This window comes from Yinghuangia seranimata (assembly GCF_029953285.1).
Lineage (GTDB): Bacteria > Actinomycetota > Actinomycetes > Streptomycetales > Streptomycetaceae > Yinghuangia > Yinghuangia seranimata.
In genome coordinates this window covers 192,149-212,225 of the sequence record NZ_JASAOI010000011.1, presented here as the reverse complement: position 1 = coordinate 212,225, position 20,077 = coordinate 192,149, and the positions used below count along the sequence as shown (strand labels likewise).

At 72.2% G+C, this 20,077-nt stretch carries 15 protein-coding genes; 3 read left to right on the top strand and 12 right to left on the bottom strand.

Annotated features, from left to right (window positions below):
• Positions 1–657: 657 nt before the first annotated feature.
• Positions 658–1,263, bottom strand: coding sequence for a dephospho-CoA kinase (coaE, locus tag QI554_RS08945; RefSeq protein ID WP_281467916.1), 606 nt, complete (start codon positions 1,261–1,263; stop codon positions 658–660).
• Between the two features lie 162 nt (positions 1,264–1,425).
• Between coaE and QI554_RS08940 the strand changes: the two genes are divergently transcribed.
• Entirely contained in the window at positions 1,426–3,093 is a 1,668-nt protein-coding gene (locus QI554_RS08940; protein WP_281467778.1) for a N,N-dimethylformamidase beta subunit family domain-containing protein, read from the top strand.
• Between the two features lie 84 nt (positions 3,094–3,177).
• Here the strand turns inward: QI554_RS08940 and dprE2 are convergent, their stop codons facing one another.
• The 7 genes from dprE2 to rpsA all read right to left on the bottom strand — a co-directional run bounded on the left by dprE2 (position 3,178) and on the right by rpsA (position 11,356).
• Positions 3,178–3,933: a decaprenylphospho-beta-D-erythro-pentofuranosid-2-ulose 2-reductase gene (gene dprE2 / locus QI554_RS08935; RefSeq protein ID WP_281467775.1), complete on the bottom strand. Its 756-nt coding sequence runs from the start codon at positions 3,931–3,933 to the stop codon at positions 3,178–3,180.
• 38 nt (positions 3,934–3,971) lie between these two features.
• Positions 3,972–5,360, bottom strand: a complete 1,389-nt coding sequence (gene dprE1 / locus QI554_RS08930) for a decaprenylphosphoryl-beta-D-ribose oxidase (protein ID WP_281467773.1) — start codon at positions 5,358–5,360, stop codon at positions 3,972–3,974.
• Complete coding sequence (locus QI554_RS08925; protein WP_281467771.1) at positions 5,353–6,306, bottom strand: decaprenyl-phosphate phosphoribosyltransferase; 954 nt, start codon at positions 6,304–6,306, stop codon at positions 5,353–5,355. The genes dprE1 and QI554_RS08925 overlap by 8 nt, the downstream gene beginning before the upstream one ends.
• Before the next feature lie 3 nt (positions 6,307–6,309).
• Entirely contained in the window at positions 6,310–6,879 is a 570-nt protein-coding gene (locus tag QI554_RS08920; protein ID WP_281467769.1) for a phosphatase PAP2 family protein, read from the bottom strand.
• Between the two features lie 365 nt (positions 6,880–7,244).
• Positions 7,245–8,300 carry a TolB family protein gene (locus tag QI554_RS08915; protein ID WP_281467767.1) on the bottom strand — a complete coding sequence of 352 codons (1,056 nt, stop codon included), beginning with the start codon at positions 8,298–8,300 and terminating at the stop codon, positions 7,245–7,247.
• Positions 8,281–9,546, bottom strand: coding sequence for an MFS transporter (locus QI554_RS08910; protein WP_281467766.1), 1,266 nt, complete (start codon positions 9,544–9,546; stop codon positions 8,281–8,283). Before QI554_RS08910 ends, QI554_RS08915 begins: the two co-directional genes overlap by 20 nt.
• Positions 9,547–9,874: 328 nt before the next feature.
• Complete coding sequence (gene rpsA, locus QI554_RS08905; protein ID WP_281467764.1) at positions 9,875–11,356, bottom strand: 30S ribosomal protein S1; 1,482 nt, start codon at positions 11,354–11,356, stop codon at positions 9,875–9,877.
• A gap of 322 nt (positions 11,357–11,678) precedes the next feature.
• Between rpsA and QI554_RS08900 the strand changes: the two genes are divergently transcribed.
• Positions 11,679–12,533: a class I SAM-dependent methyltransferase gene (locus tag QI554_RS08900; RefSeq protein WP_281467763.1), complete on the top strand. Its 855-nt coding sequence runs from the start codon at positions 11,679–11,681 to the stop codon at positions 12,531–12,533.
• 52 nt (positions 12,534–12,585) lie between these two features.
• Positions 12,586–13,671, top strand: a complete 1,086-nt coding sequence (locus QI554_RS08895) for a glycoside hydrolase family 18 protein (RefSeq protein WP_281467761.1) — start codon at positions 12,586–12,588, stop codon at positions 13,669–13,671.
• A gap of 115 nt (positions 13,672–13,786) precedes the next feature.
• On the opposite strand, the gene pgfA is transcribed toward QI554_RS08895, so the two are convergent.
• From pgfA to polA, 4 genes are all read right to left on the bottom strand, one after another.
• Positions 13,787–15,019 (bottom strand): cell envelope lipid trafficking protein PgfA, encoded by a 1,233-nt coding sequence (gene pgfA, locus QI554_RS08890; RefSeq protein WP_281467759.1) that lies wholly within the window; start codon positions 15,017–15,019, stop codon positions 13,787–13,789.
• Between the two features lie 62 nt (positions 15,020–15,081).
• Complete coding sequence (locus QI554_RS08885; RefSeq protein WP_281467757.1) at positions 15,082–15,219, bottom strand: hypothetical protein; 138 nt, start codon at positions 15,217–15,219, stop codon at positions 15,082–15,084.
• Between the two features lie 246 nt (positions 15,220–15,465).
• Complete coding sequence (locus QI554_RS08880) at positions 15,466–17,010, bottom strand: lytic transglycosylase domain-containing protein (protein ID WP_281467755.1); 1,545 nt, start codon at positions 17,008–17,010, stop codon at positions 15,466–15,468.
• Positions 17,011–17,261: 251 nt separating this feature from the next.
• Positions 17,262–20,033, bottom strand: a complete 2,772-nt coding sequence (polA, locus tag QI554_RS08875) for a DNA polymerase I (RefSeq protein WP_281467754.1) — start codon at positions 20,031–20,033, stop codon at positions 17,262–17,264.
• Between the last annotated feature and the right edge of the window lie 44 nt (positions 20,034–20,077).

Genomic DNA, 20,077 nt, shown 5'->3' with positions numbered 1-20,077 from the left:
GCCGGGGCGGGTTCGGCTGGCGGGGCCGCGGATCCTGCTTCGGCGGGCTGGGGTCGGGCGCGGTCGGCGGGGACGTTGGGGTCGACCCGTTCCGCAGGCGCGTCCGCAGCCGTCGCGTCGTCGTCCGCACCGACGGAGCCGCCGTGGCCGCCGGCGACCCACCCGCCGACCCCGCGCGCGGCCGGCGCAGCCACACCGGCAAAGCGCCGCCACCCCCGACCGACGGAAGCCGGGGCGGCTTCAGCCGGTGCCTCGGGCCCCGCATCGGCGGGCTGGGTCAGGGCGTGGTCAGCACGAACCGCGTCGGCGTCGACCCGTTCCGCAGGCGCGTCCGCAGCCGTCGCGTCAGGCTGTGCCGTCGCGTCGTTCTCCGTCGCGGCGGCGTTGGGGTGGCTTCTCGGGGGCGGGAGGACCATTCCCGCAGTCGGCGGCTCGTGGTGCCGCTGCGGCGCGGCTGGAGGGCGTTCAGGGGGCGGTGGAGCGGTGTCTGGGGCGCGCTCGTGGGGTGTGGGAGCGTTCACCGTCTGGTGCGGGGGGCGTCGGTGGGCGACCGGGTCGCCGGAGTCCGTTGTTGCGGTCGGATCGTCGGCGCGGCCGGTTGTCTCGTCGTGCATGCCCGCCCCTCGCGTCCGGCGCGGGGCGGGGTTCGGCCTCGCGTCAGGTCGTCTTCGGCGCGTTGTCCGTCAGGCGGGTCCAGAGCGCCCGCAGCTGGGGTTCCAGCGCCTCGATCGGTCCGTCGTTGTCGATGACGACGTCGGCTATCGCGAGGCGGTCGGCGCGGGTGGCCTGGGCGGCCATGCGGGCGCGGGCGTCGTGTTCGGTCATGCCGCGGAAACGCACGAGGCGGTCGAGCTGGGTCTCCGGGGACGCGTCGACGACCACGACCAGGTCGTACAGCTTCTCGAGGTGGTTCTCGGCGAGCAGCGGTACGTCGTTCACGAGGACCGCGTCCTCGCCCGCCGAGGCCGTCAGCTCCGCGGCGCGGGCGCCCACCAGGGGGTGGACGATGGCGTTCAGCGCCGCGAGCCGGGCGGGGTCGCCGAAGACGAGGGTTCCGAGCTTGGGCCGGTCGAGGGTGCCGTCGGCGGCCAGGACGTCGGGCCCGAACTCGGCGACGACCGCCGCCAGCCCCGGCGTTCCGGGTTCGACGACCTCGCGCGCGATCAGGTCGGAGTCGATGACGACGGCGCCGTACGCGGCGAGCCGTCGCGACACCTCGCTCTTGCCGGAGCCGATGCCGCCGGTGAGCCCCACGTTGACCATGGCCATGGCACGCAGCGTAGTGCGCCGGGGGCGGGTCGTCCCTCCTCGGGCTGGTCTGCGTCCGACTTGGGCGGCTCCGCCCTGTCATACGTATAGCGTGTTGGTCCGTCCGATCTCGGGGGTACTCGTGCCCCGCCTGACCGCCCGCCTGATCGAGGACCCATGGCCCGCACCCGGCTCGCGACCGTGCTGTTCGCCGTTCTGCTCTGCGCGTTACCGGCGTGCGACGACGTGCCTTCGCGCGCCGCCGCGCCCGCGCCCGCGGCGAGGACAGGGCCCGTGCCGTCCTCGCCGGAAACGGCCGACCGTCCGGTGAGCCGAGGCGTGATGCCGGAGGACCGCGGCGGGCCGGCGACCGCGCCGTGTGCCCGCAAGCGGCTCCCGGCCGGGTGGGTCGCCGACGAGAACAGGCGTCCGGGCACCGGTGATTGGCGGGTTCCGGAGCGGTGGGGCGCGGACCTGATGGGGTTCGTCGACAGCGACAGCGTGGCGTGCGGCGACACGGTCCGGCTGCGCCTGACGGGCCCGGGCCCGGGCACGGTGTCGGCGTACCGGATGGGCTGGTACGGCGGCACCGGCGGGCGGCTGGTGTGGTCGTCGGGCCCGGTGCCGAGCATGGAGCGGCCGAAGCCGAAGGCCGCGGCGCCGACGTACACCGTGGAGACGAACTGGCCGGTGTCGCTGGAGTTTCCGGTGACCGAGGAGTGGCCGCCGGGCTACTACCTGCTGGTCGTGCGCAATCCGGCGGGCAGCGCGTACGGCATCCAGCTGACGGTGCGCGACGACGCGGGCTCGGCGCCGCTGCTGTTCCAGGCGGCGAACCTGACCGCGCAGGCGTACAACACGTTCGGCGCGTACGGCCTCTACAGCGGCCCCAAGGACACCAGCGGCGCGCGCAGCGACCGGGCGCGGGTGGCGAGCTTCGAACGCCCGTACACCGGCAGCGGTTACCTGGTGCCGTTCTGGTACGACATCCCGATGGTGCAGGCGATGGAGCGCACCGGCCTGGACGTCGGATACGTGACGGACGTCGACGTGGACCGCAGGCCGTCGCAACTGCTGCGGCACAAGGCGCTGGTCGTCGGCGGCCACGACGAGTACTGGACGCGCCGCATGTACGACGCCGCGGAGGCCGCCCGCGACCGGGGCGTGAACATCGCGTTCTTCGGCGCGAACACCGTTTACTGGCACGCCCGTCTGGAGCCGTCGGCGGCGGGTCCCGACCGGCGCATGGCCGTCTACCGCAAGCTCGACGAGGACCCGCTCGCGAAGGACGACCCGCAGCAGGCGACCGTCACCTGGCGGGAGTCGCCGCTGGACCGCGGTGAGCACCGCCTCGTCGGGGCGACGTGGGGCGGGCTGGGCGTGGTGGGTTCGTTCCGGGTCCTCGACGCGGCGTCGTGGATCTTCGCCGGCACGGGGTTGCGGGACGGCCAGGTGCTGGCGAACTCGCTCGGCGGCGAGTACGACGTCGCCGTGCCGGACGCCGCCGACTCCCCGCCGGGCCTGGCCGTGATCGCCGCGGCCCCGCTCAGGGTCGGCCCGCAGGCCGCGATGGGCACGATGTCGTACTACACGGCCGCGTCGGGCGCGGGCGTGTTCTCGGGCGGGACGACCTACTGGCCGTGCCAACTCCGCGGCCAGTGCCACGAGATGCCGGTCGACCCGACGAGCCGCGCCGCGCTGGAGCGCATGACCGAGACCGTCCTGCGCGCGTTCGCCGAGGGCCCGGCCGCCGTGAAGCACCCGGCGAAGCCGCTTCCGCCGCCGACCCCGGACAACCTCCTCGCGACCGCGGCCCGCCCCGAGGACGTCGGCGTCCGGCCCTGAGCCCCCGTCCCCGGAACACACGAACGGGCGGCCCCCCTGGAGGGGGACCGCCCGTTCAGCGTCTCGCGGAGTCGAGCCCGTCGGTCAGATCGGGAGCTTCCGGAAGATCGGCCGCGGCACGTGCCGCAGCGCCGAGAACACGAACCGCAGCTGGCCCGGGACCCAGATGGTCGTCGAGCCCTTGCGCAGGCCCTTGATGATGCCGTCGGCGACGACGTCCGGCGTCGTGGCCATCGGCCCGTCGGGCATGCCCTGCGTCATCTTCGTCTTCACGAAGCCGGGGCGCACGACCATGACGTGCACGCCGGTGCCGTGCGTCTTGTCCGCCAGGCCCTGCGCGAAGGCGTCGAGGCCGGCCTTGGACGAGCCGTAGATGAAGTTGGCCTTGCGGGCGCGCTCCGCGGCGACGGACGAGATCACCGCGAGCGAGCCGTGGCCCTGCCGGCGCAGCGCCTTGACCGAGGCGAGGCCCGCGGAGACGCCGCCGACGTAGTTGACCTGGGCGACCTTGGCGGCCGCGACCGGGTCCTGCTCGTCGGCCTCCTGGTCGCCGAGCACGCCGAAGGCCAGCAGCACGACGTCGATGTCGCCGTCGGCGAACACCCCGTCGATCACTTTCTCGTGGGTGTCGGGCTCGGCCGCGTCGAAGCCGACGACCTCGACCTCGGCGCCGCGCCCGCGCAGCTCGTCGGCCGCCCGGTCGAGGCCCTCGGACGGACGGCCGGCCAGGACGACCCGGCGGACCCGGTCGTCGACGAGCTTGCGGGCGGTGTGGAGCGCGATCTCGGACGTGCCGCCGAGGATCAGCAGGGACTGCGGTGCGCCCAAAGCGTCTTTCACCGTGCTTCCTTCACAACGTGGGGTTCGGGCGGGCGGTCTCAGGCGAGCCCGAGCCGGCGGGCCTGGTCGGAGACGAACACGCCGTCCGGGTCGACCTTGGCGCGGACCGCGCGGAACTCCTCGAGCCGCGGGTACATCGCCGCCAGGTCGGAGGGGTCCATGCGGGAGTCCTTGGCGAGGTAGAAGCGGCCGTCGTTGGACAGCACGATCTCGTCGAGGCGGCGCAGCAGCGCGGACAGCCCGGGGGTGTTGGTCGGGAAGTCCAGCGTGAGCGTCCAGCCCGGCTTGGGGAACGACAGGAAGCCGCGGTTGCCGGGGCCGAACCGCTTGAGGACGGTCAGCGAGGACGGGGCGCCCGCGTCGCTGATCGTCTTCACGATCGTGCGCATCGCGTCCTCGTTCTCGAACGGGACGACGAACTGGTACTGGAGGAAGCCGGTCTTCCCGTACGCGCGGTTCCACTCCTGGACGGCGTCCAGCGGGTGGAAGAACGGCGAGATGCCCTGGAGCTGGCCGACCTTGTGCTGGGGCGCCTTGCGGTACCACAGCTCGTTGAACAGGCCCATGGTGAACTTGTTCGGCAGACGCCCCGGCACCAGGTCGGGGACGGTCACCAGGCTGCCGCTCTTGAAGTGCAGCGGCTTCGCGCGCTTCTTCGCCGGCAGGTCCTCCAGGCGGGCGAACTCGCCGCAGGTGAGCACCGAGCGGCCGAGGTTGCGGCCCTTGGCCAGGCAGTCGAGCCACGCGACGGTGTAGCGGTACTTCTCGTCGGTCTCGGCCATCAGCGCCATGATCTCGTCGAGGTCGCGCGTGCGGTCGGTGTCGACGGACACGAGCGAGGTCTCGATCGGGATCAGGCGGACGACCGCCGAGAGCACGATGCCGGTCAGGCCCATGCCGCCCGCGGTGGCCCAGAACAGCTCCGGGTCGTCCTCGGGGGTGACGGTGCGGACGGTGCCGTCGGCGAGCAGCAGGTCCATGGACAGGACGTGGTCGCAGAAGCTGCCGTCGGCGTGGTGGTTCTTGCCGTGCACGTCGGCGCCGATCGCGCCGCCGACGGTGACCTGCCGCGTGCCGGGGGTGACGGGCACGAAGAACCCGAACGGCACGAACAGTTCAATGAGGCGGTCGAGGCTGACCCCGGCCTCGACGGTGACGACACCGGTCTCGAGGTCGGCGTCGAGCACGCGGTTCATGCCGCTCATGTCGAGGACGAGGCCGCCGCCGTTCTGCGCGGGGTCGCCGTACGAGCGGCCCAGGCCGCGGGCGATCACACCCCGCTCGGTGCGCCGCTGCACGGCGGCCGCGACCTGCTCGCGGGTCATCGGCACGACGACGTCCGCGAAGGTCGGCGAGGTGCGGCCCCAACCGGTCAGCGCCTTGCGGCGCGCGGCGGGGAAGAGCTCGGCCGAGGGGCCGTCAGACATGGAAAACTCCCAGGACGAACATGAGCAGCCACGCGAACCCGAGTCCGACGATGACCTTGTCCTTCAGCACAACGTCCTCGGGGGCACCCGCGGTTCCTGCGTCCACGTAAACGGCGTACCGCAGCAGGACGAACCCGAACGGGACCAGCGAGAGCTGCTGCCAGGCCAGCGTCGAGCCGCCGCGCGGGATGTCGAACGCCCACAGGCTGTAGGTCAGCACGGTGACCGCGACCGACATCTGCCACACGAAGCGCAGGTAGGTGATGGAGTAGTTGGCCAGCGACGCGCGGGTCTTGGCGGCCTCCTCGCCCATCAGCACCATCTCCGAGTACCGCTTGCCGGCGACCATGAACAGCGAGCCGAAGCCGGCGGTCAGCAGGAACCAGCGGGACAGCGGGATGTCGGCGGCGACGCCGCCGACCATGGCGCGGAACAGGAAGCCGGAGGCGACCATCATCAGGTCGAGGACCTGGACGTGCTTGAACGCGAAGCTGTAGAGCACGTGCAGCACGACGTACAGGCCGACGATCAGCGCGGTGCCGGCGTTGCACAGCAGGAACGACAGCCCGACCGCGACGACCGCGAGCACCGGGCCGAGCACCCAGGCCAGCTTGACCGGGACGACGCCGGACGCGATCGGCCGGTACTTCTTCTTCGGGTGCTGCCGGTCGGACTCCACGTCGAACGCGTCGTTGACGTAGTAGATCGCCGACGCCGCGATGCTGAAGATCACGAAGATGAAGACGCACTGGCGCAGGACGTCCCAGTGGTTGATCTTCCCGGCGGCCAACGGCGCCGCGAACACCAGGACGTTCTTCACCCACTGCTTGGGGCGCGCGAGCTTGACCAGCCCGCCGAGCAGCCCGCCCCGGGGCGGACGCGGCGGCGCCTCGACGGTGCCGACGCCGCTCTGCTGCGGCACTGCCTCGATCTCGGACGTGCTCACGGCTCAGCGCCCCTTCGTGGATTTCGGTACGGACCGCTCGGACCAGGACCGGCCCACGCGGGCGGCGGCCACGCCCATCGCCGCGCCACCGAGGACGTCGGTCGGGTAGTGGACGCCGACGACGAGCCGGGAGAAGCCCATGGCGACCGCGGCCGGCACGGTGACCCGGGCCGGCACCAGGCCGCGGAACGCGACGACCGAGGCCGCCGCGGAGACGGAGTGCGAGGACGGGAAGCTGTGCCGGCCGGCGGTGCGCACCAGCGGCTCGAGCCCCTCGAAGTTCGGGCGGGGGCGGCGCACGACCCGCTTCAGGGCCATGCTCGCGGCGTGCGCGGTCGCGATCGTCGCGGTCGCGCGCAGCCACTGGCCGCGCCGCTCACGGTCGACGGCGGCACCGACCAGGCCGGTCGCGAGGAAGAGCCCGCCGTGCTCGCCCACAAAAGAGAGGGCCTTGCTCGCCCTCTGGATCGTCGGATGCCCGGTCCGTCCGCGTACGTGCCGGTACAGGGCCACATCCGTACCGGTGACGATGCTCAATACCTGGCCGGTGGCCGGAAGCCCACCAGAGGCCATGCGAATCCTCATTCCCACATGTCGCGACGGCATTGGGCCCGGCGGCCCCCGAGTCGTCGTCCGTCGGTTGTCGGTCCGGCCCGGTCACCGGATGCACTGCGTCCGCGGCGGCGGACAGCTCGGCACCCGGCGCCAAAGCCCTCAGCCTAGACGAACGGCGGGGCCCCGCTTCGCCCAGGTGAGCCCTCACCGGGCCGTGCCCCGGGTCCGCCCGACGGTCGTTCCGTGTACCGTCCACGCAGGTCAGAGGCCGGTCGGCGGAGCGGCGGGCGAACGGCTAAACCACCCGTTCGTGACACAACTGTGGCATTCCCGAGGCCTGTGCGCGCCCATGGGCCGTGTGTGGCGGGCCGGTTCGGGCGTGGTCACCGCAGCGGCGCCGGGGAGAACGCGCCCGCGACCAACCGCGTCGCGGCACCCGATCCGTCGGCCGGGACCGACCACACGTCGGACCCCGCGCCCGCGCCGGTGGGCAGTCCGTAGGCGACGGTGTGGTCGTCGAGCCACACCGCCTGGTCGTCCACGCCGCGCGTCTCGGCCAACGCGGTCTCGGTGCCGGACGCGAGGTCGAGCACGTACAAACGCCACGGGTTGCGCCCGTCGTTGGAGACCTTCTTCTTGAACACCAGCCGGGTGCCGTCCGGTGACAGCGACGGGCACTCGACGTTCTCGCGCAGCACCGTCATCGTGCGGGCCTTCAGGTCGCCGCGGACCAGGTAGGTGTGCGGCGGGCCGCCGGTCGACATGGTCGCGTAGAAGGTGTTGTCGTCGGCGGTGAAGGTGACGCCCCAGAAGTTCCGGTCGGGCGTGCGCACGTCGGCGCCGTCCTTGGTCACCGCGAAGTCCTCCAGGCTCTGCACGAGTTCACCGGACCGGGTGTCCAGGACCGAGGTGCGGGTGGAGAACGACGTCGCGGCGTACGAGTCGCCGTAGACGAAAACCGTCCACGAGGCCATCCGGCCGGACGCGGACAGCCGTGCGCGGTTCGGGGTGCCGGCGAGCTCGACGCGCCGCACCTCGCGCAGTTGGTCGTCGAGGACCAGCGCGTAGTTGCGGGAGATGACGCCGCGGTCGACGATCAGGCACAGCGCGCGGCCGGCCGCCGCGTAGAGGCGGTCGCACGTGCGGTCCGCGACCTGGCGGGCCCCGCCGGGAGCCGCCGCGTCGACGGCCGCGACGTGTCCGTAGCCGGGCCCGGACTCGGTGCTGCGGAACAGCAACCGCGGCGGGCCCTGCAGGCTCAGCGGCACGGGGCCGGGCGCGGTGCCGTTGCCGCCGTACTTCTTCTTGTCCTCGCGCTCTATAGCGTGGACGGTGTACGCGACGCCCAGCCCGGCCAGCACCACCAGCGCCAGGACGAAGGCGAGGACCCGCCTCCGGGTGAACAGCGCCCCTACCGGTTCAGCGTCCCCATCGTGCACGTGCGCGCGCCCCTCCCATCACCGCGGCGCTGACCGCGAAGGCCACCGCCAGTGCCGCACCCGACCACATCACCGCCCGTTCGGGCCCCCAGCGGGTCCACGCCCACCCGAACGCGACGGACGACACGAACTTCCCCGCCGCCTGGCCGGTCTGCAGTACCGCGAGCCCGCTGGTGCGCAGCGGAGCGGGCAGCCCCGCGCCCGCGGCGGCCATCAGTACGCCGTCGGTCATCGCGTAGAACGTGCCGTGCAGCACGAACACGCCCGCGAGCAGCGCGAGTCCGCCGACCGGGCCGGCGAGCAGCGCGTACACCCCGCCGAGCGCCACATGCCCGAGCAGGAAGACCGTGCGGCGTCCGACGCGGTCCGCGACCAGGCCCATCGGCAGGGCCAGCAGCAGGTACACGCCCGCCGTGCCGAGCGGCAGCAGCGGGAACCAGTGGCCCGCGAGGTCGAGGCGGCGTTGAAGGACCAGGAAGACGAACGCGTCGCTGACGGTCGCCGCGCCGAGCAGCAGCGCGCACCCGCACAGCCGGCGGAACGGGGCGTCGCGCAGCAGCCGCAGCCCGGCCCGCGTCGACGCGGCCTTCCGCTCGGACGCGGGGCTCGGCCGGTCGCGGACGAACAGCAGCAGCATCAGCAGCCCGACCGCGCCGACGCAGAAGCTCACCACGAACACCGCGTCGTACGCGGTCGCGACCGCCGACAGGATCAGGAACGCGATGAACGGCCCGGTGAACGCCCCGACGGTGTCAAGCGCGCGGTGCACGCCGAACGCCTTGCCCTGCGACTCCGGTGTGCTGGACAGCGAGATCAGCGCGTCGCGCGGCGCGGTCCGCAGGCCCTTGCCCGCGCGGTCGACCGCCAGCAGCGTGCCGATGCCCGGCACGGACGCGCCGATCAGCGGGAAGCCGAGCTTGCTGACCGCGGACACCCCGTAGCCGACCGCGGCGACCTTCTTGCGCGCCGCGAACCGGTCGGCGATGTGCCCGCCGGCCAGCCGGAGGAAGACCGTGACGCCCTGGTAGAGGCCGTCGAGGAAGCCGAACTGCAGTATCGACAGCCCGAGTCCGGCCACCAGGTAGACCGGCATGACGGCGGTGACCATCTCGGACGATATGTCCGTGACGAGGCTGACCAGCCCGAGCGCCACGACGTTGGCGGTGACCACGCCGCCGGCGGCCCGCGCCCTGTCCCGGCGGACCCCGGTCGCGGTGTCCTGGCTGCGACTGGAGGACAGGTACACGCGAGAACCCTAGTGGCGCGCCCCGCCCCGCCGCTGGGCTTCGACCAGGCCCAGATCGGCAGGCGGGACACCGGCCTTGATCCCTCGTTCGAGTGATCCGGTGTGGCATCCGGTGTAGCCGCCCACGCCTACGGGGCACCACCCCGTCGGGGAGAACCGGCGCCGCCCGGACCGGGGAAGACCGGGCGGCGGGGGGACCGGGACGGAGGGGGGACGGAGGGGGAAACGCCAGAAGGCCCCGCCTCGGGGGCGGGGCCTTCTGAACGAACCACCGGACTCGACCTGACGGACAGGCCCGGAACTACTGCACTACCGGAGGGTCAGAGCGTCAGCTCTGGCCGCCCGCCAGCTTCTCGCGGAGCGCGGCGAGCGCCTCGTCGGAGGCCAGCGCGCCGCCACCCTGCGGGGCCTCGGCCGGAGCCGAGGAGTACGAGCCGCCGCCGGCACCGCTCTCGACAGCCGCCTCGGCCTCGGCCTCGCGGGCCTTGACGACCTGCTGCTGGTGCGACTCGAAGCGCGTCTGGGCCTCGGCGTACTGCCGCTCCCACTCCTCGCGCTGCTTGTCGTAGCCCTCGAGCCAGTCGTTGGTCTCCGGGTCGAAGCCCTCGGGGTAGATGTAGTTGCCCGCGTCGTCGTACGTCGCGGCCATGCCGTAGAGGGTCGGGTCGAACTCGGCCTCGGCCGGGTCCGCGCCGAACGCCTCGTTGGCCTGCTTCAGCGACAGGCTGATGCGGCGACGCTCGAGGTCGATGTCGATGACCTTGACGAAGATCTCGTCGCCGACCTGGACGACCTGCTCCGGGATCTCGACGTGGCGCTCGGCCAGCTCGGAGATGTGGACCAGGCCCTCGATGCCCTCGTCGACGCGGACGAACGCACCGAACGGCACCAGCTTGGTGACCTTGCCCGGAACGACCTGGCCGATCTGGTGGGTGCGGGCGAACTGCTGCCACGGGTCTTCCTGGGTCGCCTTCAGCGACAGGGAGACGCGCTCGCGGTCCATGTCGACGTCCAGGACCTCGACCGTGACCTCCTGGCCGACCTCGACGACCTCGGACGGGTGGTCGATGTGCTTCCAGGACAGCTCGGAGACGTGCACGAGGCCGTCCACGCCGCCCAGGTCCACGAACGCACCGAAGTTGACGATCGAGGAGACGACGCCGGAGCGGACCTGACCCTTCTGCAGGGTCGTGAGGAAGGTCTGGCGCACCTCCGACTGGGTCTGCTCGAGCCAGGCACGGCGGGACAGGACCACGTTGTTGCGGTTCTTGTCCAGCTCGATGATCTTGGCCTCGAGCTCCTTGCCGACGTACGGCTGGAGGTCGCGCACACGACGCATCTCGACCAGCGAGGCCGGGAGGAAGCCGCGGAGGCCGATGTCGAGGATGAGACCACCCTTGACGACCTCGATGACGGTACCGGTGACGATGCCGTCCTCTTCCTTGATCTTCTCGATGGTGCCCCACGCGCGCTCGTACTGCGCACGCTTCTTCGAGAGGATCAGGCGGCCTTCCTTGTCCTCCTTCTGGAGGACGAGGGCCTCGATGTTGTCGCCGACCGCGACAACCTCGTGCGGGTCCACGTCGTGCTTGATGGACAGCTCGCGGGAGGGGATGACGCCTTCGGTCTTGTAACCGATGTCGAGCAGGACCTCGTCCCGGTCGACCTTGACGATCACGCCATCCACGATGTCGCCGTCGTTGAAGTACTTGATCGTCTCGTCGATTGCGGCGAGGAAAGCTTCCTCGGAACCGATGTCGTTGACCGCCACCTGCGGGGTGGTGCGAGGGGCCTCGGTGCTGCTCGTCATGTGGGAAAGGGCTCCGGTACGGACAGAAGTCGTCGGTAAAACCACGCTCCAGGACCCGGTTTCGCCCTGTCGGACACCGACAGCAATTGAGCTGGCGGAACGGAACGACAAAGGTGAGCGCGACCTGCTCCGTCTGAGTTCACGCAGGCCCGCGGCGCAACTTGCAGCATACGGGGCCGCCCAGGCGCGGTCAACGCGCGGGTTGAGGGGCGGACACCGCCGCGACGCGCCGAGGCCGCCGCGGACCGGCCGCCAGGCCATCTCCGCACGCGCGCACGATAACGTACGCCGACCCTGAACAACAGCGTGTGAGGCAAGTCATATGAGCGAACCCTGGTCGGCGGCCTCCTTCGACGACGACCCGTGGGAGGCCGGCGGCGACGCCGCGGGCGGTGTCGGACGGCGCGAGGTCGGTCCGGCGGAGAGCGTCCGGGCCGGGCGCTCGTGGTGGGACGCGAACGCCGACGAGTACCAGGCGGAGCACGGCGACTTCCTCGGCGACGCGCGGTTCGTGTGGGGCCCGGAAGGGCTCGACGAGCAGGACGCGCAACTCCTCGGCGACGTCGAGGGCCGCCGGATCCTCGAGGTCGGCGCCGGCGCGGCCCAGTGCGCCCGCAACCTGGCCGCCCGCGGCGCGTACCCGGTGGCGCTGGACCTCTCCTACCGCCAGCTCCAGCACTCACGGCGCATCGACGCGGCGGTCGGGCTGGACGTCCCGGTGATCCAGGCGGACGCGGCGGCCCTGCCGTTCGCCGACGAGTCCTTCGACACCGCCTTCTCGGCCTACGGCGCCCTGCCGTTCAGCCCCGAGGGCGCCAAGATCATGCGCGAGGTCCACCGCGTCCTCAAGCCCGGCGGGCGCTGGGTCTTCTCGCTGACCCACCCGATCCGCTGGGCGTTCCCGGACGACCCGGGCGAGGGCGGGCTGACCGCGGCGTACTCCTACTTCGACATCACGCCCTACGTCGAGGAGGACGAGGACGGCCACGCGACCTACGTCGAGCACCACCGCACCCTCGGCATGCGCGTCCGCGAGGCCGCCGCGGCCGGTTTCCGCATCGTCGACCTGATCGAACCGGAGTGGCCGGAGGCCCTGACCCAGGTGTGGGGCGGCTGGAGCCCGACGCGTGGCCGGAAGCTGCCGGGCACGGCGATCTTCGTCTGCGACAAGGACTGACCCCGCCCGGGCGTCCGGTGCGCGGGCGGCGCGGGTCCGGCAGGATGCGCGGGTGACCACACCCGACCCGTCCGGCCCTGTCGACGCCGGGGTCCCAGAGGCATCCGACGCCCCACGCGTACCGCCGCGCCCGCGGCTCCGGCGGCTGGTGCGCGTCGGAATCGCCGTCACCTCGTCGTTCGTCGTGGCCGTGCTCGTCGTCACGATCGGGTCGCTGACCTGGTTGCGGCTGGAGTACACCGGGTCGCCCGCCGAGTCGGCGCGGTCGCGGGGGCGGGACGCGTTGTGGCTGGGGCACGCGTGGGTGGACGGCCGCAAGGGGGCGGTCGACGTTGCGGCACTGGCCGAGCGCCTGCGCGGGACCGGGGTGCGGGACCTGTACGTCCACGCGGGACCGCTGGCGCACGACGGGAGCCTGGATCCCGCCCGGTATCCGGAGGCGCGGCGGATGGTCGACGCGCTGCACGCCGCCCTCCCCGGCACGCGGGTGCAGGCCTGGCTGGGCGACGTGGTCGGGCCCGGTCGGCTCGACCTGCGCGACGGGGCGCGGCGGGACCGTGTGGTGGCGTCCGCGGGGCAGGCCGTGGAGGCCGGGTTCGACGGCGTCCACTTCGACCTGGAGCCGATGCCCGACGGCGACCGCGACTACCTCGACGTCCTGACCCGCGCACGTGCGCTCACGCACGCGCGCGGAAAGGTGCTGTCGGTCGCGGCGCACCAGATCGAACCGGCCGGGAACCTGGTCGCGCTGGCGCGGACCGCCGGCGTGCAGCGTACGAAGTGGTGGTCGCCCGGCTACTTCGGCGAGGTCGCGTCGCGCGTCGACCAGGTCGCGGTGATGGCGTACGACACCTGGATGCCCACCCGCGGGCTGTTCGGCGGCTATGTCGTCCGCCAGACCCGCCTCGCGCTCGACCGCACGCCGCCGGACGTCGATCTGCTGATCGGCCTGCCGTTCTTCCACGACGACACCGTCGGGCACCACGAGGACGCGGAGCGGGTGGCGACGGCGGCCCGGGCGGTGCGGCTCGGCCTGTCGGCGGAGCCGGACCGGCGGGCGTTCGGGGTGGCGCTGTACGTGGACTTCGCGGCGACGGACGAGGACTGGGCGGCGTACCGGAGCGAATGGGTGCGCTGAAAGCCCGCGCGCTCCTTACGGACACGGCCGGGTAACAGACACGGCCCGCCGCCCTCATACCAGGGCGGCAGGCCGGGTTCATGGACGGCGGGGCGCCGTCGGACCGGGGGCTGGGTCAGCTCGCCGGAGGCGGCGACGTGGGTCGGTCCGGGAACGCGGTCGCCGGGGTCTTGCCGTTGCTGGCCGGCGCGGGGGCGTCCGCCGCGACCGCGGCCGACTCTGAGGTGACCCCGCTCAGTGGCGGCGAGTCGGCGACGCGGGGCAGGACGGCGGTCTCGGCCGCGTTCGCGCCCGCCCCGCCGCCGGACGCTCCGACCGCCACGGGCTCGCGCCCGGCCGTGCCCTCGTTACCGCTTCCGCCGGGCCCGGACGGCGACGCGTCGTCGCCCCGGGTGCCGCCGCCCGTCGCCGGGTCGGCCTTCTTGCGCCGGCCGAGGAACTCCAGGAGGAGCGCGACGAGGAAGAGCACGACGCCGACCACGACGAGGCCCAGCGGCAGCTGGTCGTGGATGAGGAGCATCTGAGCGCGCTGGTCCTTGGCGTCCGCGATGAGCGCGTTGGACCACGCGGGGAGCATCTTCACGTGCCCGTCGAACACGACGAGGACGCCCGGGTGCGCGGGGTCGTCCGGGTTGGGCGTCCGCATCTCCTCCCGGTGCTTCTCCTCCGCGTAGACGGGGGCGCCGGTGACGGGCTCGACCCAGAAGGTGCGCACGGTGGTGTACCAGCGCTCCATGCCGGCCTGTTCGACGCTCTCGGGGGTGAGGCCGCCGGGCAGTTGGCTGGGCACGGGGACCTTGGTCCACGGAACGCTCTGCTCGAAGCGGTAGACCTCGAGCCCGTTGAAGTTCTCGGTGCCCTTGTAATCGATCGTCGCGGCGGTGTGCGCCTGCGCGTCGTAGTAGTTGTAACCGCGCTTCTGGACGAAGAACGGCCACTTGTACTGGATTCCGGTGTGCGCGACGGGCTTGCCGTCGATCTGCTCACCGCAGCAGTTCTTGGGGGCCTGCGAGACGGCGTCGAAGACGTAGCGCTCGGGAATCTGGGTGACGACCTTGCCGGTGCTGTCGACCATGGCGAGGTTCATGTCCCACACCACCGACTGGCCCGTGGCCTCGTCGGGGTTGGGCTTCACCGTTTGGATGATGTACGCCTTGGCCTTGCCGTCGCCTTCGGGCGCGCCGAAAAGCGTCGCGTTGTCGGCCTCGAGGACCATCACCTTGTAGGCCTGGTCGCTGTTGAGCGCCTTCGCGACAAGCCGCGGAAAGGCGTATTCGCGCAGCAGTGGCGCGAGCGCCACGCAGAACACCGCCAGGGTCAGGAGGACCAGGCTGGACCTACGACGCATCGAGAATGTCCCCTTGCCGATGGAACGAACTACAGGTTGCGGTCGTGCGGGAAATGCGGTCTTCAGGGCTTCGCGGGGACCTGGGTCACCTGGAGCGGCTTGTCGATCGCCTTGGGCTCCGGTACCGCGAAAGTGGTCAGCAGGTACGCGGCGCCGGCGGCGAGCACCAGACCGATGAGGACCGCGGCGAAGGCACGCATCAAAAACTCTCCTTTGCGCTCACGGAGACGGCACGGTAGCAAGGAAGGGCGCGAATGAGAACACGTTTCAGATTTTTCCCGAACAACAGATGTTGCGAACGTACGGTTGGCACAATATGCCAGCTTCATCTGCATATTCGTCGACACGCCGACACGCCCTCCGGGCGATTCCCGGAGGGCGGCGAACGAGAACGCGTTGCTGTTATCGGCCCCCGAGCGCGCCCTCGAGCGCGCCGTGACGGACGGTCAGCCGCCGGATTTCGACGGTGACTTCGTCCCGGACTTCGACGGGCTTCCGCCCGTGGCGGTCGTCTTGCCGCCCGCGGGCGTCGTCGCGGCCGGGTTCGGGCGACCGCCGTTCTGGTAGTACTGCATCCACGCCTTGACCGTGCGCAGGTAGTCGGTCGACTGGTTGTAGCTCAGGATCGCCGCGTCCAGCGACGCCGGGTCGGTCAGGTCGCGGTTGCCCGCGCACAGGTAGCGGCCCGCCGTCAGGGCGGCGTCGAAGACGTTCTGCGGGTCCGCCTTGCCGTCCTTGTTGCCGTCCTTCTCGTACGCCTTCCAGGTGGACGGGATGAACTGCATCGGGCCGACCGCGCGGTCGTACTCGGTGTCCAGGTCGAGGACGCCCTTGTCGGTGTCCTTGATGGCCTTGGTCGAGCCACTGCCGTCCAGGCGCGGGCCGAGGATCGGCGTGAGCGCCCGGCCGGTGGTGTCCACCTGGCCGTTGTTGGCGTGCGAGGACTCGACGCGGCCGATGCCGGCCAGGAGTTCCCACGGCAGCTTGCACTTCGTGTTGGCGGACGCCATCGTCGTGGCCGCCTGCTGGTACGCCGCGAGCACGATCTGCGGGATGCCTCCCCCGCCCACCGTCTGCGGCGCCGGGACCCGGATGGGGCCGGTCGCCACCGCGGTCGTCGGCACGGCCGACGAGGGCGCGCCCGGCGCGGCCGCGGGCTGCACCGGCGGCAGGTCGTAGACGCGCGGGGCGCCGCCGTCCACCGGGCCCAGGCTGCTGGGCGGTTCCGGGTCCGACATGCGCGCCACGTCGGAGACGGGCACCCGCTCGGAGGTCGCCATCGTGAACGGGTTGTTCACGGCCGTGGCGGCGGCCAGCAGCAGCGCGACGACGGCCGCGCCGCCGAACCACGGGTTGATGTACCGGCGGCGGGCGGGGACGGTCTGCGCGCCGCCGCCGCCCTCGGCGCCGTCCTCGTCGGTCTCGGCCGCGGGCGCGGCGTCGTCGTCCGCCTTGGCGGCCAGTTCCTTCGGCGTCGCGCCGAGCGAGGCGACCCACGAGTCGAGTTCGTCGCCGTCCCGCGCGCCGGTGCGCGGGATGACCGCGGTGGGCGCCTCGGCGGCCGCCTCGACCGCGACGGGCTCGGCCTCGGGCGCGACCTGGGGCTCGGTTTCGGGCTCGGCCTCCGGTTCGGCGGGCTCCGACTCGGCCTCGGGCTCCACGGCCGCGTCGGGCTCGGGTTCCGGCTCGAGTTCGGCCGTGACCTCAGGTTCAGGCTCGGGCTCCGGCTCGGCTGCGGGCTCGAGCCCGGTTTCGAGCTCAGGCGCGGCCGCCGGCTCCGGCTCCGGCTCGACGTCACGCGCGGGCGCGGCCACGGGCTCGATGTCGGTCTCGACCCCGGTCGCGGCCTCCGGCGGCTCCGCCGTCGGCGGCGATGCCACCACCGCGATCGTGGTCAGGTTCCGGGTCCAGTCCGCGTTCCCGCCGGCCGCCCCCGGCTGCCGCGGTATCGCCTGATCCCGCGGACCGGGCCCCTGTTCGGCCTCGTCCACGAACCGCCCCCTTCGCCTGGCTGGCTGCATGTCCGCGCGCCGCCTCCGGTTTCCGGGCGGAGCCGAACCAGGCTGACGACGAGCGGAGATGAAACTACGTCAGGTTTGGCCACCGCTCTAGCCCCACGGCGGCGTTTCGCAGGGTCTGCGGCATTTGTCGCCGGACAGTCGTGCCGCCCCACACGACACGGGCCCCGCGCCACCCTGCGAACCGGGTGGTGCGGGGCCCGCGCACGGCAACGGGATCCCGGTCAGTGCCCGGCGTCCTCCCACGTCGCGCCGAAGCCGACCGAGACGTCCAGCGGAGCACGCAGCGGGTACGCCCCCGCCATCTCGCGCCGCACCAGCGCCTCGACCGCGGCGCGCTCCCCCGGCGCGATCTCGAGCACGAGTTCGTCGTGGACCTGGAGCAGTATCCGCGAGCCGAACCCGCCGTCCGTCAGAGCCTTGTCGACGCCCAGCATGGCGACCTTGACGATGTCCGCCGCACTGCCCTGGATCGGCGCGTTGAGCGCCATGCGCTCGGCCATCTCGCGGCGCTGCCGGTTGTCGCTGGTGAGGTCCGGCAGGTAGCGGCGGCGGCCGAACACCGTCTCGGTGTAGCCGGTCTGGCGGGCCTCGTCGACGACGGCGCGCAGGTAGTCGCGCACGCCGCCGAACCGCTCGAAGTAGTTCGCCATCAGCTTGCGGGCTTCCTCGGGCGTGATGTCGAGCTGCTGCGACAGCCCGAACGCCGAGAGCCCGTAGGCCAGTCCGTACGACATCGCCTTGATCTTGCGGCGCATCTCGGCGTCGACCCGGTCGCGCGGCACCTCGAACACCGCCGAGGCGACGGTGTTGTGGAGGTCCTCGCCGGACGCGAACGCGTCGATCAGCGCCTCGTCGCCGCTCAGGTGCGCCATGATGCGCAGCTCGATCTGGCTGTAGTCCGCGGTCAGCAGGCCCTCGTAGCCGTCGCCCACGACGAAGGAGCTGCGGATCTGCCGCCCTTCGTCGGTGCGGATCGGGATGTTCTGGAGGTTCGGGTCGGACGACGACAGCCGGCCCGTCGCGGCGACGGTCTGGTGGAACGTCGTGTGGATCCGCCCGTCCTCGGTGACGGTCTTGATCAGCCCTTCGACCGTGACGCGCAGCTTGCTCTGGTCGCGGTGCCGCAGCAGCGCGGTCAGCAGGTCCTGCGCGGGCTCGGGGATGCCGGGCTGGGTGGCGAGCCACACCAGCGCGTCGGCGTCGGTGGTGTAGCCGGTCTTGATCTTCTTGGTCTTCGGCAGGTTGAGCTCGCCGAACAGGATCTCCTGCAGCTGCTTCGGCGAGCCGAGGTTGAAGTCCCGCCCGACCGCGCCGTGCGCCTGCTCGGTGGCCTGCTTGACGGCCGCGCCGAACTGCGCCTCCAGCCGGTCGAGGTGGTCGCGGTCGGCGGCGATGCCGACCCGCTCCATGCGTGCCAGCACGGTCAGCAGCGGCAGCTCCATGTCCTGGAGCAGCTTGAGCGCGCCGCGGCTCTCCAGCTGCTCGTCGAGCTCGGCGGCGACGTCGACCACCGCGCGGGCGGCGAGCATGAGCGCCTCGCCGCGCGCCGCCTCGGCGTCGTCCTCGCCCGACATGTCGAGCGCCAACTGGCCGCTGTCGGAGGCCTCGTCGACCTTCAGCTCGCGGCCGAGGAAGCGCTGCGTGAGGGTCTCCAGGGCGAACGAGCGCTGCCCGGGCAGCACCAGGTAGGCGCCGAGCGCCGTGTCGGACGTGACGCCCGCCAGGTCCCAGCCGTGCGCCTTGAGGGCCAGCATCGGCCCCTTGGCGTCGTGGACGGCCTTCTCCCGCTCGGGGTCCGCGAGCCACGCCGCGAGCGCCGCGTCGTCGGCCTCGTCCAGCGCCGACGCGTCGACGAAGGCCGCGGTGCCGTCGGCCGCCGCGAACGCGACGCCCGCGACCGTGCCGGTGCCGCGTCCCCATGTGCCGTCCACCGCCAGGCCGGTGCGCCCGGTGCCCGCCGCGTGCTCGGCCAGCCAGTCGCCCAGCGCGCCGGTCTCCAGGACGGTGGTGTCCAGTTCGAAGCCGTCCTCGACGACGGCCCCTTCGGCTTCCCCGCCGGCCGTGGCCAGGCCCGGGTCGACCGCCCACAGCCGGTCGCGGAAGTTGTTGGCGCGGAACTCCAGTGCGTCCAGCACCTGTTCGACGGCGGACCGGTCGAACGGCGTCCGCTCCAGGTCGGCCGGTCCGACCTCCAGCGGTACGTCCCGGACCAGTTCGGTCAGCTCGCGGTTGAGCCGGACCGCCTCGAGGTGGGCGCGGAAGTTCTCGCCGGCCTTGCCCTTCACCTCGTCGGCGCGCTCGACCAGCTCCTGGAACGAGCCGAACTCGCGGATCCACTTGGCGGCGGTCTTCTCGCCGACCCCGGGGATGCCGGGCAGGTTGTCGGAGGGGTCGCCGCGCAGCGCCGCGAAGTCCGGGTACTGCTGCGGCGTCAGCTGGTACTTCTCCTCGACGGCCTGCGGCGTGAACCGGTGCAGCTTGCTGACGCCCATCATCGGGTAGAGCACCGTGACGTCCGGCGTGACGAGCTGCAGCGAGTCGCGGTCCCCGGTCAGGATGAGGACCTCGTAGCCCTCCTCGGCGGCCTGCGTGGACACCGTGGCGATGACGTCGTCGGCCTCGAAGCCCTCGACCCGCATGGTGCGCACGCCCATCGCGTCGAGCAGTTCGATGATCAGCTCGACCTGGCCCTTGAACTCGTCCGGCGTCGCCGAGCGGTTCGCCTTGTACTCCGGGAAGCGGTCGGTGCGGAACGACTGCCGCGACACGTCGAACGCCACGCCTAGGTGGGTCGGCGCCTCGTCGCGCAGCACGTTGGCCAACATCGAGGCGAACCCGAACACCGCCTGCGTCGGCTGCCCGGTCGCCGTCGACATCGTGGCCTCCTTGAGCGCGTAGAACGCGCGGTAGGCCAAGGAGTGCCCGTCGAGCAGCAGAAGCCGCGGGCGGGTGCCGGTGCGTACAGAAGCCTGGGGTGCGTCAGTGGAAGCCACGGACAGATCCTAGGCTGGTGAACCGACACATACGGTCATGTCAC

What these genes read in the sequence shown, in the direction of transcription:
- dprE1 (WP_281467773.1), bottom strand. Translation starts at nt 5,360, where the DNA reads ATGTCTGACGGCCCCTCGGCCGAGCTCTTCCCCGCCGCGCGCCGCAAG.
- rpsA (WP_281467764.1), bottom strand. Translation starts at nt 11,356, where the DNA reads ATGACGAGCAGCACCGAGGCCCCTCGCACCACCCCGCAGGTGGCGGTC.
- QI554_RS08920 (WP_281467769.1), bottom strand. Translation starts at nt 6,879, where the DNA reads ATGGCCTCTGGTGGGCTTCCGGCCACCGGCCAGGTATTGAGCATCGTC.
- pgfA (WP_281467759.1), bottom strand. Translation starts at nt 15,019, where the DNA reads ATGCGTCGTAGGTCCAGCCTGGTCCTCCTGACCCTGGCGGTGTTCTGC.
- QI554_RS08900 (WP_281467763.1), top strand. Translation starts at nt 11,679, where the DNA reads ATGAGCGAACCCTGGTCGGCGGCCTCCTTCGACGACGACCCGTGGGAG.
- coaE (WP_281467916.1), bottom strand. Translation starts at nt 1,263, where the DNA reads ATGGTCAACGTGGGGCTCACCGGCGGCATCGGCTCCGGCAAGAGCGAG.
- QI554_RS08885 (WP_281467757.1), bottom strand. Translation starts at nt 15,219, where the DNA reads ATGCGTGCCTTCGCCGCGGTCCTCATCGGTCTGGTGCTCGCCGCCGGC.
- QI554_RS08940 (WP_281467778.1), top strand. Translation starts at nt 1,426, where the DNA reads ATGGCCCGCACCCGGCTCGCGACCGTGCTGTTCGCCGTTCTGCTCTGC.